Source organism: Dryocola sharpae, assembly GCF_051307055.1.
Taxonomy (GTDB): Bacteria; Pseudomonadota; Gammaproteobacteria; order Enterobacterales; family Enterobacteriaceae; genus Dryocola.
The window spans coordinates 42,905-61,221 of sequence record NZ_CP149994.1; the positions used below are offsets into that span (position 1 = coordinate 42,905).

Here is an 18,317-nt window from a genome sequence, read left to right on the forward strand (position 1 = left end):
TATATGTTTGGTATTTTTCCTGAAAAAAAACCAGTAAATATCGAGGGTGAATGCGTTTTACCTGCATCAATAGTCATTGATAATTTCTCGGAAATGATGGATATACCTCTATCTTATTGGAACATAAGTGACTACCAGGATAGTTGGAGATGTTCTCTTAAAGAGGGGCTGGAAAATCAAAAACATGCGACTTTAGCTGTTTCAATGTATGAGCCTGAGAGTGCGAATTTTATATTTACTTGGGTTCTATATTTTTTTGGTGATGATGTTTTTGTTCAAAATAGTGTTTTATTTTTGGATGAATGTCCGGGTTTTACTCCTGAAACTATAAATAATTTTACTAGGTTGCGTACAACGCATAATGAAGATGGAATAAAAATATCTGAATGGAAAACAGATCTAAACAGCGTTTTAGCCTTTTATAATGCTCTTGGGAATTGAATGAAATCCCAGCCCTTGAGGCTGGGGTTTTATTTTATATACCAGTTAGTTACCGTTCTGTCTCTGCGGCTTGCCGATCACCTCGATCAGCTCCGTGACCTGGCGCTGCTTACGGGCGGAGAACTTACAGACCTTCCTGAACGTCTGCATGATCTCTGGCTCGGGCGGTGGGGCCGCGGGAAGCTTCGGCGACCAGTTCAAAGGCAATATGCCGGGCGGGGTGGTTTCGCTGGCCGGTAACAGCGGGCATGCGGAAGGCACCACGCAGGCTGCTGTCGCGAACGGCACCCTCACCATCCGCGACAGGGACAACCAGAAGCAGGACGTGGCGAACCTGAGCCGCGACACGGAGCATGCCAACGACAGCATCAGCCCAATCTTCGACAAGGAGAAGGAGCAGAAGCGGCTGCAGACCGTGCAGGCCATCAGCGATATCGGCGGCCAGGTGGCGGATATTGCCCGGACGCAGGGGGAGATTATTGCGACAAAAGACGCGAATGAGAAAATGCAGGGCGTCAGCCCGGAAGAGCGGGATGCTGCCCGCGCGCAGTGGCAGAAGGAGAATCCGGGCAAAGGTGAGTACGAGAACACCGGCAACTATAACTCGAAAGCCAGCCAGCAGTACGCGGATGCTTACGGCCAGATAGTGAACCTGCTGAATATCACCAGCGTTGATGCGCAGAATCAGCAGCAGGTGAAGGATGCGCTAACACAGTACGCAATGGATGTGCTGGGTGTTGATCGCCAGACGGCTCAGATTATGCCGAAACCAAGCAGGGCATGGATATTATCGTTGCTTCTGTAACACCAGTGTTAGGTTCAGCGGCAGCTAAACAGCTCGGTAAAGTCGTTGACGCTAATATTAAAGTCGTAGCGAAAGGGAATGTTGATGGAGCTAAATTCTCTGATACAAATCAGGGAGCAAGACCTTCTGAGTTAGCAGATGTGAATAAACCAACGCTGATTGATGGACGAATTCAGGCTAAAATAGATAAGCAAAACAAGCCTCTTCCCAATGGAAATATGGTTACAGCTCATGCTGAGGTGGGAGTCATCCAGCAGGCTTTCGAGAAAGGTATGTCTCAAGGGCGTGAGATGACAATGAGTGTATCTAAAGAACCTGTATGTGGCTATTGCCGTGGTGATATAGCAGCTATGGCTGATAAAGCAGGGCTGAAATCTTTAACGATTTATGAAGAGACTACAGGCCCTGTCCTCTACTGGCAGCCTGGAATGAAATCTCTCAAGGTTAGGGATTAAAATGAATTTCAAAATGAGTTGGACGCTAGACGAAAATGGCGGCAATCAACGGATCTCAAATTGGAACGATATATTAAACCAGTTGGAGAAACTTCAAGGAAAAGAAGGCTCTCTTACGCTTGATATTCTTACCAGTATAGAATCAGAAGTGGAAATGCTACAGGTTAGAGTTGAAAATGGCTATTACCTAATAACACTAGGTGAAATCGTTGAAGATGAATATCAGGTAAGAACATACTGGGATCATTCTAAATCGGACACTGAAATAATAATACTTGGAGATCGCTGGTCTGAGCGTCAGCTAACAAGAGATTTTGATCTTGTTGTCAGGATCTTTAAAGAGTTCTTCGATACTGGCAATGTATCAACGGATCTTTTGAGTTAAGGTAAACCCCGGCTTCTGAGCCGGGATTTTACTTTATACACCAGTCAGTTACCGCTCTGCCTTTGAGGCTTACTGATCACCTCGAACGCAGGGGAAGCGTGATGAAGCGGATAAGGAAAGCCCTGGCATGGCTGTTGTACACGGTGATGCTCGCCGGGTCGGTAGCGTGTTCGGGCGAAAAAAGCGCGTCGGGGGAAAAATCCCGGGGCGTTGAAACGCAACAGACAAAACCGCTTGTAACTGACGGAAAGCACAGGGAAAAACGGGTTCCGGCTCAACAATCCGCAACGGACAAAGTTGTTGTTGAGAATAACTATCTGAGTGTGTCGGATAAGACCGAACTTGAGATAGCGAAACTGAAACTACATAGCAACGATCCGGCAGAGCGAGAAAAAGCACAGCACACTATTAATGATCTGCGTGAAAAAGATATCGCCAGTGATCTAAAAGTGATTGAGGCTTGTGGTAATGGTGCGGCAGCCAGCGCAGCTTGTGGAGCAGCGCGGCTGGAAGTTATTGCAGCAAAAGGAGAATACGAAACTGGGCCGTACAACTCGAAAATAAGTCAGCAATATGCGGATGCTTATGGGCAGATCGTGAATTTGCTGGATGCCACTAGTGTCGATGCACAGAATCAACAACAAGTTAAAGATGCCATGGTGAATTATGCTATGGCACAACTTAAGGTTGATAAAGCCACTGCCACGGCGTACATCGAAACCTATGATGGCATGAAAATTGTAGCTGCTTCGGTAGCCCCAATTTTAGGCGCTGCGGCAGCAAACAAACTTAGTTCTTTGACAAATAAGGTAGTATCAGCAGAAACTACTCAGACTGCCCAAACGATTAAATCTTACGGACCACACGAGTCTGGACCATTAGGTAACCCAAATGATCTTCGTGCTCCAGCCTCTACATTCAGAAGTGGGACTTATACTGAGAAAGTTGCAGAAAAGGACATTTATCTTTACCGAGATTATGGTGGTTCTGCGAAAGTGGATGGTCGTTATTGGACTCCAGAACCCTCAAAAGGGCCGTTACAATCTCAGCTCGATAGTGCTGTGCTTCCTGAGTGGGGAAACACATTCCAGAATCAAGCTGTTATAAAAATACCGAAAGGCACTACGTATTATGAAGGTGCAGCAGCAGCTCAAACAGGTACTAAAGGAACTAACCCTACCCTGCATGGCGGTGTCACTCAGATCTTTTTACCAACACCACAAAATGACTGGATTATAAAAAAATGAAATCTAATGAAATAGTTAAACGTTGGGTGGATAAGAGGAGTTCATTTTACTTCTTTCTGCCGGATGGGCCTTATGGTCGGCCATTCGACAACCAGTATACAGTTGAAAAAATAGTAGAAGCCGTGGGTGGTTTTAAGATTTTTCTTTCTGATGGACTGACCTTGGTTTTTACAGGGGGTACGGAGGTTCTAGATGAAGGATGTAATTTAACTATCAAAGGTTTTGAACTGTTCATATTTGAGATAAATGGAGCGGGCATTAAAAAATATGATCGAGGTGAAGTTGTTTTGAGTGGTTTCTGATAGAGCGATTTGAATTCGGCGATTGGATTGGGATGACGGCGATAAAGCTCACCCGCAAGTTAATCTTGGGCCATGATGATAATCTGGTTTAATAAAAATCCGCCTTCATTAGGTAGTGCTGGTCAGTTAAGGAAATGAGGCTCGATAATTCGAGCCTCCAAAGAAGTAAAACGGGGGTGAAACCCTGATTGGTTGTTTTCCTTCCAAGCATAATTATGAATTTATATACATTAAAATGCTTAATTGACTGGCATTACGCCTTCATTAGGCGGTTTTTTTGCGGGATCACACAAAATTATGCGCCACCTTAGCCGCTACACCCTGTAAAAATATCATCACTTGCTACTATTCTTTTTCCGGCAAGCATTTGATGTTGTTCAGTGTTTTCATAAACGATGTTTCCACCGGCGGGCAGCGATCACCAGGCAACCCGGTATCACGCGAACATCAATTTTGGTGCCTGTGGTAAACCCGGCATCCTCCATCCAGGTGTCGTTCAGGCGCAGGCTGGCACTTCGGGTATAGCGCTTTGTTCTGTTGGTTTTGCGGTCGTAATGACGGATGCTGACGTAGCTGACCGTTATATCCCTTAGTACTTTGGGTTCTGCTTTCTCAGACAAGCGGCGATCGTTATTTTGCATGCTGCCTCGTGTTTTTTTGTATTTACTGCCAAAAGTTTCGATTGTGTTTTGGCAATAGTGGTTCCTGGATTAAGATTGGTGTCAGCCATATTCAACTCTGTGTAATTTTTTTGTGGTCAGCGGCATGGAAGTGCTTTGAACACTTTCATGTCGCACTCTTTAATAATCAGAATTTTCTATTTTATAGTTTTTCATGTTACGGTCTTTCGGTTGCTTTGCTGCGTCTATTATATCTTGCTGAATAAAAACACAGTATTGGCTTAAGAAACAAAGTTAATATCTGCGAGGCCGCTTCGGTAAATATTATCGATTCATGTAACGTTGCATTTTTAAATACGAAAGCCAGCTGAAAGCGGGCGGCGACATGCTGCTGGACGCGAAGAATGACGTCATTCTCAGCGGGGCCGCCAGCACCCAGCAATCCAGCGGCAAGAACAGCAGCAGCGGCGGTGGTATCGGCGTGAGTATTGGTGCAGGTAAAGGTGCCGGTATCAGCGTCTTCGCCAACGTCAACGCGGCAAAAGGCAAGGACAAAGGCAACGGCACCGGCTGGGCCGAAACCACGCTGGACAGCGGCAAGACTGTCACTATCAAAAGCGGGAACGACACCGTGCTCAACGGGGCGCAGGTCAACGGCAATAAAATTGTCGCCGATGTGGGTCATGACCTGCTGATGGGCAGCCAGCAGGACACCAACAAATACGACAGCAAGCAGACCAGCGTGGCAGCAGGAGGCAGCTTCACCTTCGGCAGCATGACGGGCTCCGGCTACATCAGTGCCAGCCAGGACAAGATGAAGAGCCGCTTCGACTCGGTGGCTGAGCAGACCGGGATGTTCGCCGGTGATGGCGGCTTCGATATCACCATCGGCAACCACACTCAGCTTGATGGCGCAGTCATTGCTTCCACCGCCACGGCAGATAAAAACAGTCTGGATACCGGGACGCTGGGCTTCACGGATATCCACAACGAAGCGGATTTCAAAACCCAGCACACCGGCATCAGTATCAGCGGCGCGGGCAGCTTCGGAGACCAGTTCAAAGGCAATATGCCGGGCGGAATGATTTCGGTGGCGGGCAACAGCGGTCATGCGGAAGGCACCACTCAGGCCGCCATCGCGAACGGCACTATCACCATCCGCGACAAGGGCAATCAGAAGCAGGACGTGGCGAACCTGAGTCGCGACACTGAACATGCCAACGACAGCATCAGCCCGATCTTCGACAAGGAGAAAGAGCAGAACCGCCTGAAGGAAATCGGGATGATCAGCGATATCGGCGGCCAGGTGGCGGATATTGCGCGGACGCAGGGTGAGATTATCGCGACGAAGGACGCGAAGGAGAAGATGCAGCGCGTCAGGCCGGAAGAGCGGGATGCGGCGCGGGCGCAGTGGCAGAAGGAAAATCCGGATAAAACGCCAACCGAAAAAGATATTAACGACCAGATTTATCAGGGATATTACAACCAGGCGTTCAATGATTCCGGGTTTGGTACCGGGAGTAATATCCAGCGCGGTATTCAGGCGGCCACCGCTGCCCTTCAGGGGCTGGCGGGTGGTAATATTGCCGGCGCACTGGCAGGTGCGTCTGCCCCGGAACTGGCGCATCTGCTGAAAGAGCCTACGGAAGGTAACGCAGCAGTTAACGCTATCGCCCATGCCATTCTGGGTGGTGCGGTAGCCATGCTTCAGGGAAATAATGCAGCGGCAGGCGCTACCGGGGCAGCTTCGGCCGAGCTTGCCGCCAGCGCCATTATGGCCACCCTTTATCCGGGAAAAAGTGTCAGCCAGTTGTCAGAAGAAGAGAAGCAGACGGTGAGTTCGCTGGCCACCATCTCGGCAGGCATGGCGGGCGGGATAGCAGGAGACAGCACATCCGGCGCGGCAACCGGGGCAGTGGCTGGGAAGAATGCGGTTGAGAATAACTCAATGTCCGGCCTTGTACCGCCTCGCGTACAGCAGGATGCCTCTCTGGCGTTTGATCCGAGTCAGCAAGGAAAGAACGTAGAAGAGATCAGTGAAGCAATCAATAATTCACATATAGGACCTTCAGTTGGAGAAGAGTGGAAAGTAAGTACTAATGCAAAGGCTGGAGCGTCTGGGGCAATTGGTATTGGTCCAAAAGGGGAGATCTTAGTTAATAATCACTATATTTCTGCATCCACTGGCTATAACACTGGATTTGGTCTAGAAGCAGGTGCTTCGATAGGTGTAGATTTTGGCCCTTATAATCCAGGCCTATTTGGTGATCTTGAACGAAATTATTCAGGTTCCGCAGGTTTAGGCCTTGGTTCTATAGGGGTTTCTGCAGGTAAAGATGGGATTGGATTTTCTTTTTCTGTTGGTCCAAATATTGGTTTTAGTGGAAAATCATCGGAATCAGGTGAAGGGGTAATGGATTTCAGTGGTGATTCGATGAAAGAGGTTTATCATCATGATTTCAAATGATTCTATCTTTAATTTGGCGGCATTGGGCATGCTGATGCTTATGTTCTTATGGGCAATCTGTTTCTTTGTCTTCGTATATAAAAAGCTTGGTGGCCCTAAGATTGGTCGCGATGCATTGTATTTTTTAAATTACATGTTTTTTAAGAAAGAATACTTGTCGAATTTGTCATTATTGCTTCTTTTGTTAGCTTATATTTTTGGAGCTGTAGTTAGCTATCGCCAAAATTTTATTTTCCTTCTTCTATTGGGTAATTTATCAGGGGTTACATCGCTTCTGTTATTTTCAGTTTATGGGCGTTATTTCTACAATAAGAATTTTAACGAAAAAGACAAGTTTGTTTTCCTTCGAGTATTCTTCACTGAATTTGACTTCTCTCTGAACTCAATCTTCCTTTGGCTTTCAAGGTTGATGTATGCAGTATGGATAATTTTGTTTATTCATTATTAGTTTTTTGTTGTTGAGAATAACTATTTAAGCAGTACTCAGGCTCTTACCTTCGATAAAGAACTGTCGGACTGCCGTAAATCAGGTGGTGACTGCCAGGCTGTTATCAATAAAATGGAAGCAGGTTAGTGACAAGCAGAGTGCGGAAACTGACCAGAGACTGAAAGATAATCCGCTGGAAGCGCAAGTTATTGATAAGGAAGTTGCTCAGGGTGGTTCGGATATGGTGAATCGTCCGGGCTGGCTTGGCAACATTGGCGCGGACGTGATGACCAGTGATGAGGCTAAAGCCTATGTTCAGCAGTGGAACGGTCAGGACTTGGCGAAAATAGATGTAAACAGCCCGGAATGGACGAAATTTGCGGTATTTGCCTCAGATCCAGAAAATCAGGCCATGTTGGTTTCGGGTGGGTTACTGGCAAAGGATTTAGTACAACTAGCAAAAGCTACCGTAACCAACTTATCCCAAGGCGGCATTCCATTCGCAATAAAAAGTATGCAAGTTGGATTACGGAATCCACAACAGGTGGATCAGCTTAAAAACGATATGGTGAGTGGTAATTATAAATTTACAGCACCTGAAGGGCGTATTGCTGGATATGTTGATAGTAAAGGAAATTATTATATATCTGAAGGTAATCACAGGATGGTTGCAGCTCAGGAAATATACAAAAAAACAGGAGATGCTTCGTATATTGAAAAGCTTATACAAAATGGTTCATGGTCTCAGACTAAAAATGCTCCGGCTGGAGTTTCTTCTGTGCCGACAAGAAAGTGATGAATTTTATGCATATTAATCATGAGGATGGCTACATGTATAAAAATGAAATATACGTAAAAATGTTAGGACTTGCACTGCCTTACATACGAAACCTACAGCGACTGGGAAAGAAAGAAAAAAGCCTGAATTTATCTTGCTATCTGGAAGCTGAACTTGTTCATAATTTGACTGTTACTATCCTGGATCAGAACTTTACAGAACACGATATATGGTTTTTAAATAACCAAGCAAAATATTACGTTGAAAAATGCAATGAGGATATATCGCCAAATTACAATCAACATCTTATTTATATAAAAGAGTTATTTAATATAGTGCCTGACGATTTGAAGTCTAAATTAACGTGGGTTGGCCCATAATAAAAGAAATCCCGGCCACCAAGCCGGGATTTTACTTTATACGCCAGCCGGTTAGCGCCTTACCGCTGCGGCTTACCGATCATCTCGATAAGCTCCGTTACCTGCTTTTGCTTACGGGCGGAGAACTTACAGACCTTCCTGAGCGTCTGCATGATCTCCGGCTCGGGCGGCGGGGCCGGGAGCGACTCCTGCGTGGTGAGCACCAGGCAGTCCGGTATCACCCGCACCTTAAGTGGCATCCCGGTCTCAAACCCCGCCTCATCCAGCCAGCCGCCCTTCAGCGTAATAGAGGTCGCCTTGTTATGGGTCTTTGAATCGTGAATAACGGTGACCAGAGCTGCAAACAAGAAGATGCAGCGCGTCAGGCCGGAAGAGCGGGATGCGGCGCGGGCGCAGTGGCAGAAGGAAAATCCGGATAAAACGCCAAACGAAAAAGATATTAACGACCAGATTTATCAGGGATATTACAACCAGGCGTTCAATGATTCCGGGTTTGGTACCGGGGGTAATATCCAGCGCGGTATTCAGGCGGCCACAGCAGCGCTTCAGGGGCTGGCGGGTGGTAATATTGCCGGCGCACTGGCAGGTGCGTCTGCCCGGAACTGGCGCACCTGCTGAAGAAACCTACGGAAGACAATGCAGCCGTTAACGCTATCGCCCATGCCATTCTGGGTGGTGCGGTAGCCATGCTTCAGGGGAATAATACAGCGGCAGGCGCTGCCGGGGCAGCTTCGGCCGAGCTTGCAGCCAGCGCCATTATGGCCACCCTTTATCCGGAAAAAACTGTCAGCCAGTTGTCAGAAGAAGAGAAGCAGACGGTGAGTTCGCTGGCCACCATCTCGGCAGGTATGGCGGGCGGGATAGCAGGAGACAGCACATCCGGCGCGGCGACCGGAGCAGTGGCAGGGAAGAATGCGGTTGAGAATAATGCGCTGAGCCTGGTAGCAAGAGGCTGCGCAATAGCGGCACCGTGCCGGGCAAAGGTTGCGGAGCAACTGCTGGACATCGATGCAAAAGCTGGAATAGCAGGCCTTGCTGGAGCGGCCATCAAGGATGTTGCCGATAAGATGACGTCTGATGAACTGGATCATCTTGTTATGTTGGAAATGATGGGTAATGATGAAATTACCGGTAAATATCTGAGTTCATTGCAGGATAAGTATGCTCCTTCACATACTGATGGTAATCAGATCGTGGAATCTGGTTCGACAAGCACAGGTGGAAATCAGACAGCAACTGGAAATGTACCGATCCATACGGGCAATAATCAGGCTTCAGGTCAGGGAACGACAAATACCGGAAATACGAAAGGCAAGCCTGATACAGGTGGGAATACTACCGTAACATCTATCCCGGATGGGCCAAATAAGGATGATTTGGCTTATTTAGATAAGCCAGCAAACTTGTCTCCTGAAGGTTCTGGAAGGGCTGGGGCCTTCAATGAAGCTAAAAGGCAATCTGGTATTCCTGTAAGTCAAAGCCCGAGTAACGTATATCCAAATATCGATAAGCGAAAAAATCCTCAACCAGGATATATATAAATTTGAAGCGCCAAAACCAGACGGCGGGACCCAGAAAGTTTATATTCGTGATGATGCCGGTGGTCCTTTCTTTGCAGATGATTCAAGTCAGAATAGAGGTCCACATTTTAATGATGAAAAAGGAAACCCTTATGGCTATTAATTATATTAAGCGATATGCTGAAAATATAGAAATCAAAAATGATATTTTTGATTTTAGTGGTTTTATTCCTAAAGTAGATGGGATTTCAGCTGTAAGTTGGGAACTACCTAATTGTTCCCGGAGGGAATTTGGCGCACGACTATTAAAAGAAATGTATTCTACTGTTACTGATGGTAGTTTTGATCGTATCTATACGATGGTACAGTTAGTTCCAGAACAGCCTGATACTGCGATAGTTAATTATAAAAAAACATGGGGGTTGGTAGAAAATTCAGGGGTAAAAATCGATGATTTCCAAGATAAAATGTCCTTTATTGACAAAGGTGGGAAAGGATTGATACTAACAGGGACTTGCCGTATTGCTAGTTCTCTTTGCAGTGACCTTCAGGAATTAATAAATTCAGAAGAGAAATTATTTTTTTCCAATCTGCCACCAGATTTGAGTGATATTGATAAACCTCAGGCTGGGCGACTAACAAAATGGATTGAGAATATATTGCATAACAATGGGGTTGTTTTTTTCCTCTTAGGCCTATTTGATGAAAATGACTCAGAGGTTGTTGCCATAGGTAAAAGTGTTACTTTAAAAAATTTATATAATTAACGGTTTTATGTTGTTGAGAATAATTATCTGAGCAGTAAACAGATAGATGCCTGGTCGGCTGAAATGAAGTCCTGTCAGGCTGGCGGCGGTGACTGTGGCGGTATTGTTAAGAAGTACGAAGAACTGAGTACGGCTCAGCAGAAGCAACTGATAAGCGACTGTGCCACCAGTCCGACGACCTGCTAGCAGAAATACGGTGATAGTGCCGGAAGACTTGCCGGTGGTGCTATTGAGCCCGGAAACAGGATGCTGTTAAAGCCAGGCGCTAAAGTAGGGCTGCTTGCGATGAAAGACGAGAAAGCCAGCTTGTAATACGTGATGTTTCGGCGGGTAAAGATGGTTTGACGCCGCCGATATAAAGGCGCCGAAGGTTTATTAAAGGGAGGCGGTTGCCCGCCTCCCTTTGGTGCGGCCTGAACATGAACTACCTAACGTACTTCATGACGACTTCAAGCAGTTGCAGCAGCGCAACCATGAGTTTCAGAAACGCGAGCGCGATTTCCATCCAGCTCATACGCTTTCTCCTGTTGCCAGGAGCACTTTCAGCCGGCGTACCTTTCCGCTGCCTGTAACCGGCTGAGTTTGTTGAGACTACATGGTGTGCCCCTCAGAGGTTAAGGCGCTGACGGCACCACCCGTTTCAGCCAGGACTTGTATTCCGCGGCGGAGTGCGACCTCAGAGCACAGCATCTTCAACCTCAACAGTGTAGCAATTGTACTGTATAAATAAACAGTTGTTTGTCGCGAATGAGAACGGCTTCGCAGAATGAAAATTTAGCTTTTGCTTAAAATAGCAGCAATGATTTGCGCCGCCGCGGGATTCGTCGTATATTTCGGGTGTTGAGATTACGTGGTGTGCTAAGCAGTAAAAGCCCTGACGTAGCAAAAACAAAAAACCTCGCCTCACCAGCGGGGTTTTTTGTTGTCTGCGCGCAGCGGACACGGCATTTGCAGCCAGCAGCGCAAAACAGAGATATCTGCAGCTGCGATCGTTTTGTCCCGCCTGAGCATCGTTTCGGAGAGAAATCAGCGGCCGCTAAACAGGCTAAGCCGGCGTTCTGTTCACGTAAGATCGTGCAGAGTTTTGTCCAGCGCGGGCGTTAGCCGCATATTATCGAACTGAACCGCCAGGCCGCCGCGCTCCGGCGTGCAGCACATCACGCCAACGAAGCATTTTTCCCGCTCAGGAGGAAAGAAGGATAAGCGCAGAAGCGGCCATTGCTGACCGTCCGTTGAATACTGCAGCCGCAGGCTGTCTTTTTTGCGGGTAAGCCTCATCCAGAATTCTTTTGCCTCGCCGGGAAAAACGCCGGTTGCCCAGTCGGAATGGCCGAGCGTCAGCACGCTGCCGATCGCCGGCGCGTCGTCGTTAAATTCGATCCCCGCTTTTAACCAGTGCTTTTCATCAGCCATAAACATGATGCCGGCCTGATCGTAGAGCGTGGTGAAATCCGCTCTTACGCGAACCTGAAAGGTAAAATCGCCAGCCACTTCCCGCGCAAAGATATGTCCCGAAAAACGCTCGAATCCGTACCAGGTCTTTTGCCAGAAATCTGTATTCTGATCCGTCACCACGGACAGCACGTCCTTATCCAGCGACCAGCTCTGCGGTTCATTCAGCCAGCGATATTGCGTATTCATACTTTTCCTCAGTTAAAAAATCCGCGGGGTACGGGCTGCCCGAAGCCGTCGCCGCTGTCGGTGCTGTTATCCCGTCTTCCTCTCGCTTCGAGCCTGTCTGCGCGGAGCTGTTCGCTTATCGCCCGACGCTGATCCTGGCTCAGATATTCTTTGTTGTAATAGGGATCGGGATACGGCGCGCGGATAAAGGTTTCGTCCACTTCCGCAGCGCTATGGGTGCGGTGCCCGTCATAGCCTGAACTATCGGGCGAGGAGCAACCGGAAATAAGGAGCGGGAAAAGCAGTGCGACAGCGTATTTATAAGCCATAATTCTTCCTGAAACGGCGCGCAACAACGGGCCAGAGAATCACCATTATCGCCCATCAGCGTATTGATGCGGTGAATCACTACCTTAGAGTGCGTAGCGTATCACGAATAATTATTCGTGCTACGCCCGCCGCTGAACGCCGGAGAGAGACATGATTAAGCATCGTTTTTCCGCCCTGTTACTGAGCGCGCTGCTGCTTAGCGCTGGGGCAACTGCGGCCCCAACGGATAACGTCATTAAACCCGTGCGCGGCACTATTGATACGGTGAATGACAACTCGGTACAAATCACCACGCGCCAGGGTGAAAAGCTCTCGTTCGGGCTGACGGATAAAACGAAGGTAAACGGCGTCAGCCAGGCGAAAATGAGCGACATCAGGCCCGACAGCTTTATCGGCACCGCCGCTGAGCAACAGGCGGACGGCACGCTGAAAGCGCTTGAGGTCCATGTTTTTGACCCAAGCCTGCGCGGTTCAGGGGAAGGATTTAACCCCTTTGAGTCCGCCAATGGCCAGGTGAACACCATGACTAACGGCACCGTCGGCAAACTGGTGAACAGCCATGGCCGCAAGATGACGGTGAAGTATCACGGCAAAGAAAAAACGATAGTCGTGCCGGATGACGTGCCGGTGGTGCTGATCGCGCCCGGCGACAGATCGCTGTTAAAGCCCGGCACCAAAGTAGTGCTGTTTGCGACGAAAAACGATAAAGACCAGATTGTGGCGCGCGGTATTTCTGTGGGAAAAGACGGGCTGACGCCGCCGATGTAAAAACCCTGTTTGGTTGCGGAGGGTGCCGAAAAGCTGTTAATTAAAGTAGCTTGCGGCGCCGCCTGCGTGGATCTGTCCTCCCTGTCGGTGCGTGCAGTATGGGACAGGCAAGATCTACTTTCTGGCTCTTTTTCCACTGTAGTAAACCGGCAATCTCTTTTTCTCCTTCGGCTTCTTTTAAGCGCCGCCGCTCAGCGAACTGAGCATATTCTGCCTGCGCTTTTTCATCTGCCACTTTATTACTGACCGTGCCTGCACCCTGCAAAACTTCGCGGTCGTTAAATTGCAGAAACTGATCCAGTTTATCCTGCCAGTCATGCAGAAATACCTGCTGGCGACGCCGGGCCTGATCCTCGGCAAAATCCAGCCACATATTGATTACGCGGTTGAGTTCGCTGACTTCATCGTGATTAAGGTAATTTTTGGCTACCGTTACGTCGCTTTTAAGGATCTCTTCCCCTTTATAACTGGTTAAGCCCATATTCGGTTGGCTGGAATCAGCACGCTGATGAATGAGTACGGCCGGTGCAGGCAAAATGCAGTATGTTTTGGATAGTTTGAAAAAACTGTGTCGTTTCCCTGAGCGAGGGCTGGTAGTCGGCGGCTAACGCAAAGATCTCCCGAACCCGTAAATAAACCCGGCGCTCGCTGGCACGAATATCGCGGATGCGCTCCAGCATCTCGTCGAAATAGTCAGGCACAGCCGATGTTCCAACGGGCGGATTTTTTAACCGCTCATCGTCCATCACGAAGCCTTTGATCAGATATTCCTGGAGCGTTTGGGTTGCCCACTTGCGGAACTGTGTGCCGCGAGGGGAGCGAACACGGTAACCAACAGCGAGTATTGCTTCAAGGTTATAGTGATCTATCTATCTGGAAACCTGGCGTTTTCCTTCCTGGCGAACTATCCGGAATTTCCGGATAGTTGAGTTTTGACCAAGTTCACCCTCAGAAAAAATATTGATTAAATGCTCGTTAATGGTTCGAACATCTTTATCGTACAAGTCAGCTATTGATGCCTGAAATAATCAGATTGTGTCTGACTCAAAGCGACATTCAACGCGTGCTTCCCCGTCACCGCTGGCAAACATGAGAAATTCACCTGCCGGGGGATGGGTTAAATGTTCCTGTGTCATGCCGCCTCCTTTTGGGACCAGATTACAACGCTGCAATTTGTCGAGTATGCCAGAGATTCTCTTTGAAGCGGGCTACTCACAACCGGTCAATGTTTTTTATTTTGAACTATGCGGGCCTGTGCAGAATCCCCGGTTAGTCATGGGATTTTGAGGCGTTGACAACTGCCCCCTTTTCCGGAGAAAAGGGGGCAGTTAGGGGACCCAGACTTAAATAAGACCGCCACCCTCAACCCTACTCAATGAATCTTATTCGTTGCATCACCAATCATCACTAACCCCGCAGCAGTCCGGACAAATCGCGGCGCTTTTAAATCCTCGACCAGAATGCCGATCAGCTCGAATACTAAGCCTGTGATGTGCTCCTCCTGCTCAGCCGATTGCTGGCGTTGTAACAGCAGCATAGTTAATGCCGCGCAGTATTCCCGCAGGGTTTCGGAGTCCGTTGAAAGCGGGCAGGGATAATCCTCTTCTTTCGCCACCTCTACCGTCAGACGTTCAATCAGATGTGCGGGCAGCGGCGCTTTTAATACAACCTTTAATACTTCCAGCCCGGCATACAGGCGGCCGCACAGCGCCATGCGTTCGATATGATCGTCGTTTTCGATAAGCGCATCGGCAAGATTCTGGCAGCAATCGAGCACCTGGAATAAATCTATCGCCGCGCCAAACGGGGCTTTTAAAAGCGTGGTAATAGCCGACTCGATAACTGGTTGAGTGCACAGGATTTCAGAAGGGGGGATTGTGGTACTATTCGTGTTAGCCATGGCGTTATGTCCTTAACGTTGTGGTTAGACGCCTCGGTATGTGTTGCAGCACTGCCGGGGCGTTGCTCTTTTCAGAGGCAATATGATAAGGTGGCCTCCTATAAGATCCAAAATATTAAATAGGTGGCCTCTTGTCAATCACTTCACGCGATAAAAAACCAAAAGGTGGCGGCCAGTCACCTCAGTTCAAAATGCGTATTGACCCGGCTTTGCGTGAGCAGTTGGATGTTGAGGCGGCTGAACAAGGAATGAGCCTCGCGAATTGGTTTAAGAATCTTGCTCGCGAGGCTTTGAAGAGGAAAGGGATTGAGCCGAAGGGATAAAGCACTTAGATGGCTTGGATGCATATGTATCTTTAATTAATATTCTTTGGCTTTACTTATACTTCTCTGAACTTTACATCAGAAATTTTATTTTTTATAAAAGGATTACTATGAAAAGCATTGTTTTTTTTAACAACAAGGGCGGGGTAGGTAAAACTACTTTACTATGTAATGTGGCTTCAATATTTGCATTTGAATATGGGAAGAGAGTTTTGGTAGTAGATACTGATCCTCAATGCAATACAACTACATATTGTATGAGTGAGGACGAGATAGAAAAAATATATTCAAAGGTGAAGCGTGATACAATCGAATTGTTTTTTGAACCTTTGAAAAAGGGTAAAGGCTTTCTTGATTCGCCTATTATTCCATTGAAATCTAAACGCTTTGGATTTGATCTCATTTCAGGAGATCCTAAATTGTCCTTGAGTGAGGATTTACTTGCTTCAGATTGGAAGTCTGCTATTGCTGGCGATGCCAGAGGTTTGCAAACTAATTTTGTCATAAAAGATCTGCTATTAAAATATGAAAAAGATTATGATTACATATTTTTTGATGTTGGCCCTTCATTAGGCGCTTTAAACCGCTCAATATTGATCTCTTCTGACTTCTATATAGTTCCAATGTCCGTTGATTTATTTAGTTTATCAGCCATTGAAAATATAGCTATATCGCTAAATAAATGGAAGACATCAATTAGTCGAAGCCTAGACATTCATAATGAAGAGGAAGGTGAAAAATTTACTTTATCTGGTGCTGAAATTAAATGGACTTTGAAATTTTTAGGTTATGCTGTACAACAATATACCGCAAAAACCGTCGCAGGTAATAAGAGACCGGTAAGGGCTTACGAAAAAATAAACAAAAAAATCCCCTCTTTAATTGAAAAAAATCTTATTGGAGCATCAATTAATAATATTGATGATTTTAAACTTGGAGAAATACAAAATCTTCATAGTTTAGTTCCTCTTTCTCAATCAGCTAATTGCCCAATTTTTAGACTGAAATCCAGTGATGGTGTTGTTGGTGCTCACTTTTCTATGGTGAAGGATGCGAAAGAAATTTTTGAATCCATTGCACACAATATAATTAAGCAAATGGGGTCCGTATAATGATAAACTGGCCTGTCGAATTAATAAAAGATATTGCAAGACGTAAGTCTGTAATATATCTAGGGTCAGGTGCTTCTATGAACAGCACTAATCGCATTGGAAGAAGACCTAAAACTTGGGCTAGTTTATTACAAGAAATGCTCAACCAAATCCCTGGTAATAACAGACATATTTCAAGATTTTTGAAGGAAAATGATTATCTAACAGCATGTGAAATAATAAAAAAGAAATTAGGAAAAGAGCGTTTTGTTGGTCTTTTACGTGATGAATATTTAACACCAGGCTATGAACCGGCAGAGATTCACAGGACTATATTTAATCTTGATTCAAGAATTGTCATTTCCCCGAATTTTGATAAAATATACGATACTTATGTAAATACTCAGACTAACGGTGCGACGCAAGTAAAAAACCATTATGATGATGATGTCCAATCTGCAATAAAAGAAAGTGGAAGATTGATTATTAAGGCACATGGTACAATCGATACGCCGGAGAAATTAATATTTACTAGAAAAGAATATGCTGAAGCAAGATCTAAATATAATGGATTTTATGAAATACTTCAAGCATTGGCAATTACTCATAATTTTATATTTATTGGGTGCGGGGTTAATGATCCTGATATAAGACTTTTATTAGAAGACACTTTCTTTAAGCATGGTAGTTATAAATCTCATTATTTTATATTAGCAAAAGGTGAAGTGCATAAAGATCATATTGAGATAATAGAAGGTACTATGAATGCTAAAGTAATTACATATTCAAAAAATAATAACCATGAGGAACTAACATTATCTCTTGATTTTTTGGTCACAAAGGTAAACGAATACAGAGATAAGTTGAGAGAGGATGGTAATTGGTGATTTAGCATTAGTATAATCAAAAAATTGGCGGAAAGTCACAGGAGTCGAACCTGCCCGGCACCGCTGGCGGCACCAACTGGAGTTGAAGTCCAGCCGCCTCACCGGAGACGACGACTTTCCGCGCCTGCATTGCTACATGGAGGCGGGGCGGATTATACCGGGTTTTTGAGATACGCCAAACAATGCTTTGCCTTTTCCCGTCATTCTTCGGGCCACAGGAGTGTTGGCTGCTCTCCTTCTCCCGGCCACTTACTAAAGTAAGCCCCTGGGGGCCCTCCCTTGTCACGTTACCCGGCAGGAACCTCGCCTCGTTGGGGCCAGCTTTTAGCTGTCCTAAAACGCTGTTAGCGTTTTTGTCCTGCGCCCGAATTATTTCGGGGTAGTGTGAGGAAATACTTCCCCAACCCTTAGGCAAAATAACTATTTCATACATAAACCATACGTTTTTTCCTTTCTTAGCCTGCCAGGAGAGCGACCCGGCTCACAGTTATTAAGAATCGTAACCTGATAACCAGAAAACAGAATTTCCGCTCTGCGTCCTATGCCCTAAAACGGGATATATCAAAAAGTTAATGCTGCAAGGTCAGGGACCATAGAGATGACAAGGCAGGTGCTTTCCGCGAAGGAAAAGTTTGGCTATGGCCTGGGCGGCGGTGCCTACACGCTGCTCCCCCTGATGTACACCGTGGCCGCCAAACGTTACTACACCCTGCGCCGTTCCTGAAGAAAACTCACAGTGAGCTGGCGGCAGGCGTGCGTCGCAATCAGCAGGATTTAAAAACATTCCCTTATCGAAAGAATGTC

18 protein-coding genes, 1 tRNA gene and 6 pseudogenes are annotated in these 18,317 nt (G+C 46.6%); 17 read left to right on the plus strand and 8 right to left on the minus strand.

Annotated elements, in window-relative coordinates:
• Nucleotides 1-3 precede the first annotated feature (3 nt).
• The 5 genes and pseudogenes from WLO31_RS00185 to WLO31_RS00205 all read left to right on the plus strand — a co-directional run bounded on the left by WLO31_RS00185 (nt 4) and on the right by WLO31_RS00205 (nt 3,635).
• Complete coding sequence (locus WLO31_RS00185; RefSeq protein ID WP_435928482.1) at nt 4-441, plus strand: hypothetical protein; 438 nt, start codon at nt 4-6, stop codon at nt 439-441.
• 151 nt (nt 442-592) lie between these two features.
• Nucleotides 593-1,701 (plus strand): annotated as a pseudogene (locus WLO31_RS00190) (cytidine deaminase-like fold-containing protein); the annotation flags it as partial.
• A 1-nt stretch (nt 1,702) separates the two neighbouring features.
• The gene (locus WLO31_RS00195; protein WP_435928483.1) at nt 1,703-2,086 is read left to right on the plus strand and encodes a DUF6911 family protein; all 384 of its coding nucleotides are present in this window, start codon (nt 1,703-1,705) and stop codon (nt 2,084-2,086) included.
• A gap of 293 nt (nt 2,087-2,379) precedes the next feature.
• A pseudogene (locus WLO31_RS00200) lies at nt 2,380-3,333 on the plus strand (DUF6862 domain-containing protein); the annotation flags it as partial.
• On the plus strand, nt 3,330-3,635 hold the full coding sequence (locus tag WLO31_RS00205) for a hypothetical protein (protein ID WP_435928485.1): 306 nt from the start codon (nt 3,330-3,332) through the stop codon (nt 3,633-3,635). The pseudogene WLO31_RS00200 and the gene WLO31_RS00205, both read left to right, overlap by 4 nt.
• Nucleotides 3,636-4,021: 386 nt before the next feature.
• On the opposite strand, the gene WLO31_RS00210 is transcribed toward WLO31_RS00205, so the two are convergent.
• The gene (locus tag WLO31_RS00210; protein WP_435928486.1) at nt 4,022-4,276 is read right to left on the minus strand and encodes a SymE family type I addiction module toxin; all 255 of its coding nucleotides are present in this window, start codon (nt 4,274-4,276) and stop codon (nt 4,022-4,024) included.
• A 340-nt stretch (nt 4,277-4,616) separates the two neighbouring features.
• Between WLO31_RS00210 and WLO31_RS00215 the strand changes: the two are divergent.
• The 4 genes and pseudogenes from WLO31_RS00215 to WLO31_RS00230 all read left to right on the plus strand — a co-directional run.
• Nucleotides 4,617-6,722 (plus strand): annotated as a pseudogene (locus WLO31_RS00215) (polymorphic toxin type 25 domain-containing protein); the annotation flags it as partial.
• Nucleotides 6,709-7,170, plus strand: a complete 462-nt coding sequence (locus WLO31_RS00220; RefSeq protein WP_435928487.1) for a hypothetical protein — start codon at nt 6,709-6,711, stop codon at nt 7,168-7,170. The pseudogene WLO31_RS00215 and the gene WLO31_RS00220, both read left to right, overlap by 14 nt.
• Nucleotides 7,171-7,179: 9 nt before the next feature.
• Nucleotides 7,180-7,945 (plus strand): annotated as a pseudogene (locus WLO31_RS00225) (hemagglutinin repeat-containing protein); the annotation flags it as partial.
• 35 nt (nt 7,946-7,980) lie between these two features.
• The gene (locus tag WLO31_RS00230; protein ID WP_435928488.1) at nt 7,981-8,307 is read left to right on the plus strand and encodes a zinc ABC transporter substrate-binding protein; all 327 of its coding nucleotides are present in this window, start codon (nt 7,981-7,983) and stop codon (nt 8,305-8,307) included.
• 59 nt (nt 8,308-8,366) lie between these two features.
• Here WLO31_RS00230 and WLO31_RS00235 read toward each other — a convergent pair whose 3' ends face one another.
• Nucleotides 8,367-8,654: a SymE family type I addiction module toxin gene (locus tag WLO31_RS00235; protein WP_435928489.1), complete on the minus strand. Its 288-nt coding sequence runs from the start codon at nt 8,652-8,654 to the stop codon at nt 8,367-8,369.
• A gap of 145 nt (nt 8,655-8,799) precedes the next feature.
• Between WLO31_RS00235 and WLO31_RS00240 the strand changes: the two are divergent.
• The 3 genes and pseudogenes from WLO31_RS00240 to WLO31_RS00250 all read left to right on the plus strand — a co-directional run.
• Nucleotides 8,800-9,245 (plus strand): annotated as a pseudogene (locus WLO31_RS00240) (VENN motif pre-toxin domain-containing protein); the annotation flags it as partial.
• A 595-nt stretch (nt 9,246-9,840) separates the two neighbouring features.
• A complete protein-coding gene (locus WLO31_RS00245; RefSeq protein ID WP_435930689.1) occupies nt 9,841-9,990 on the plus strand; it encodes an HNH/endonuclease VII fold putative polymorphic toxin in 150 nt (49 codons plus the stop codon).
• A complete protein-coding gene (locus tag WLO31_RS00250) occupies nt 9,980-10,594 on the plus strand; it encodes a hypothetical protein (protein WP_435928490.1) in 615 nt (204 codons plus the stop codon). Before WLO31_RS00245 ends, WLO31_RS00250 begins: the two co-directional genes overlap by 11 nt.
• A gap of 424 nt (nt 10,595-11,018) precedes the next feature.
• Here WLO31_RS00250 and WLO31_RS00255 read toward each other — a convergent pair whose 3' ends face one another.
• The 3 genes from WLO31_RS00255 to WLO31_RS00265 all read right to left on the minus strand — a co-directional run bounded on the left by WLO31_RS00255 (nt 11,019) and on the right by WLO31_RS00265 (nt 12,543).
• On the minus strand, nt 11,019-11,108 hold the full coding sequence (locus tag WLO31_RS00255; protein ID WP_435928492.1) for a hypothetical protein: 90 nt from the start codon (nt 11,106-11,108) through the stop codon (nt 11,019-11,021).
• Nucleotides 11,109-11,656: 548 nt separating this feature from the next.
• Nucleotides 11,657-12,235, minus strand: coding sequence for a DUF1349 domain-containing protein (locus tag WLO31_RS00260; protein ID WP_435928493.1), 579 nt, complete (start codon nt 12,233-12,235; stop codon nt 11,657-11,659).
• A gap of 8 nt (nt 12,236-12,243) precedes the next feature.
• On the minus strand, nt 12,244-12,543 hold the full coding sequence (locus tag WLO31_RS00265; RefSeq protein WP_435928494.1) for a hypothetical protein: 300 nt from the start codon (nt 12,541-12,543) through the stop codon (nt 12,244-12,246).
• A gap of 151 nt (nt 12,544-12,694) precedes the next feature.
• Between WLO31_RS00265 and WLO31_RS00270 the strand changes: the two genes are divergently transcribed.
• Nucleotides 12,695-13,312 carry a hypothetical protein gene (locus WLO31_RS00270; protein ID WP_435928495.1) on the plus strand — a complete coding sequence of 206 codons (618 nt, stop codon included), beginning with the start codon at nt 12,695-12,697 and terminating at the stop codon, nt 13,310-13,312.
• A gap of 118 nt (nt 13,313-13,430) precedes the next feature.
• Here WLO31_RS00270 and WLO31_RS00275 read toward each other — a convergent pair.
• Both WLO31_RS00275 and WLO31_RS00280 read right to left on the minus strand, forming a co-directional pair.
• Nucleotides 13,431-14,448, minus strand: a pseudogene (locus WLO31_RS00275) (virulence RhuM family protein); the annotation flags it as partial.
• Nucleotides 14,449-14,684: 236 nt separating this feature from the next.
• Nucleotides 14,685-15,212, minus strand: coding sequence for a hypothetical protein (locus WLO31_RS00280; protein ID WP_435928496.1), 528 nt, complete (start codon nt 15,210-15,212; stop codon nt 14,685-14,687).
• 131 nt (nt 15,213-15,343) lie between these two features.
• Here WLO31_RS00280 and WLO31_RS00285 point away from each other — a divergent pair, with 131 nt between their 5' ends.
• The 3 genes from WLO31_RS00285 (at nt 15,344) to WLO31_RS00295 (ending at nt 17,513) form a co-directional block, all read left to right on the plus strand.
• A complete protein-coding gene (locus WLO31_RS00285) occupies nt 15,344-15,535 on the plus strand; it encodes a toxin-antitoxin system HicB family antitoxin (RefSeq protein ID WP_435928497.1) in 192 nt (63 codons plus the stop codon).
• 110 nt (nt 15,536-15,645) lie between these two features.
• Nucleotides 15,646-16,647, plus strand: a complete 1,002-nt coding sequence (locus WLO31_RS00290) for a ParA family protein (RefSeq protein ID WP_435928498.1) — start codon at nt 15,646-15,648, stop codon at nt 16,645-16,647.
• Between the two features lie 77 nt (nt 16,648-16,724).
• A complete protein-coding gene (locus WLO31_RS00295; protein WP_435928499.1) occupies nt 16,725-17,513 on the plus strand; it encodes an SIR2 family protein in 789 nt (262 codons plus the stop codon).
• A 25-nt stretch (nt 17,514-17,538) separates the two neighbouring features.
• Here WLO31_RS00295 and WLO31_RS00300 read toward each other — a convergent pair.
• Nucleotides 17,539-17,633 (minus strand) — tRNA-Sec (locus WLO31_RS00300).
• Between the two features lie 478 nt (nt 17,634-18,111).
• Here WLO31_RS00300 and WLO31_RS00305 point away from each other — a divergent pair.
• Complete coding sequence (locus tag WLO31_RS00305) at nt 18,112-18,237, plus strand: hypothetical protein (protein WP_435928500.1); 126 nt, start codon at nt 18,112-18,114, stop codon at nt 18,235-18,237.
• Nucleotides 18,238-18,317 lie beyond the last annotated feature (80 nt).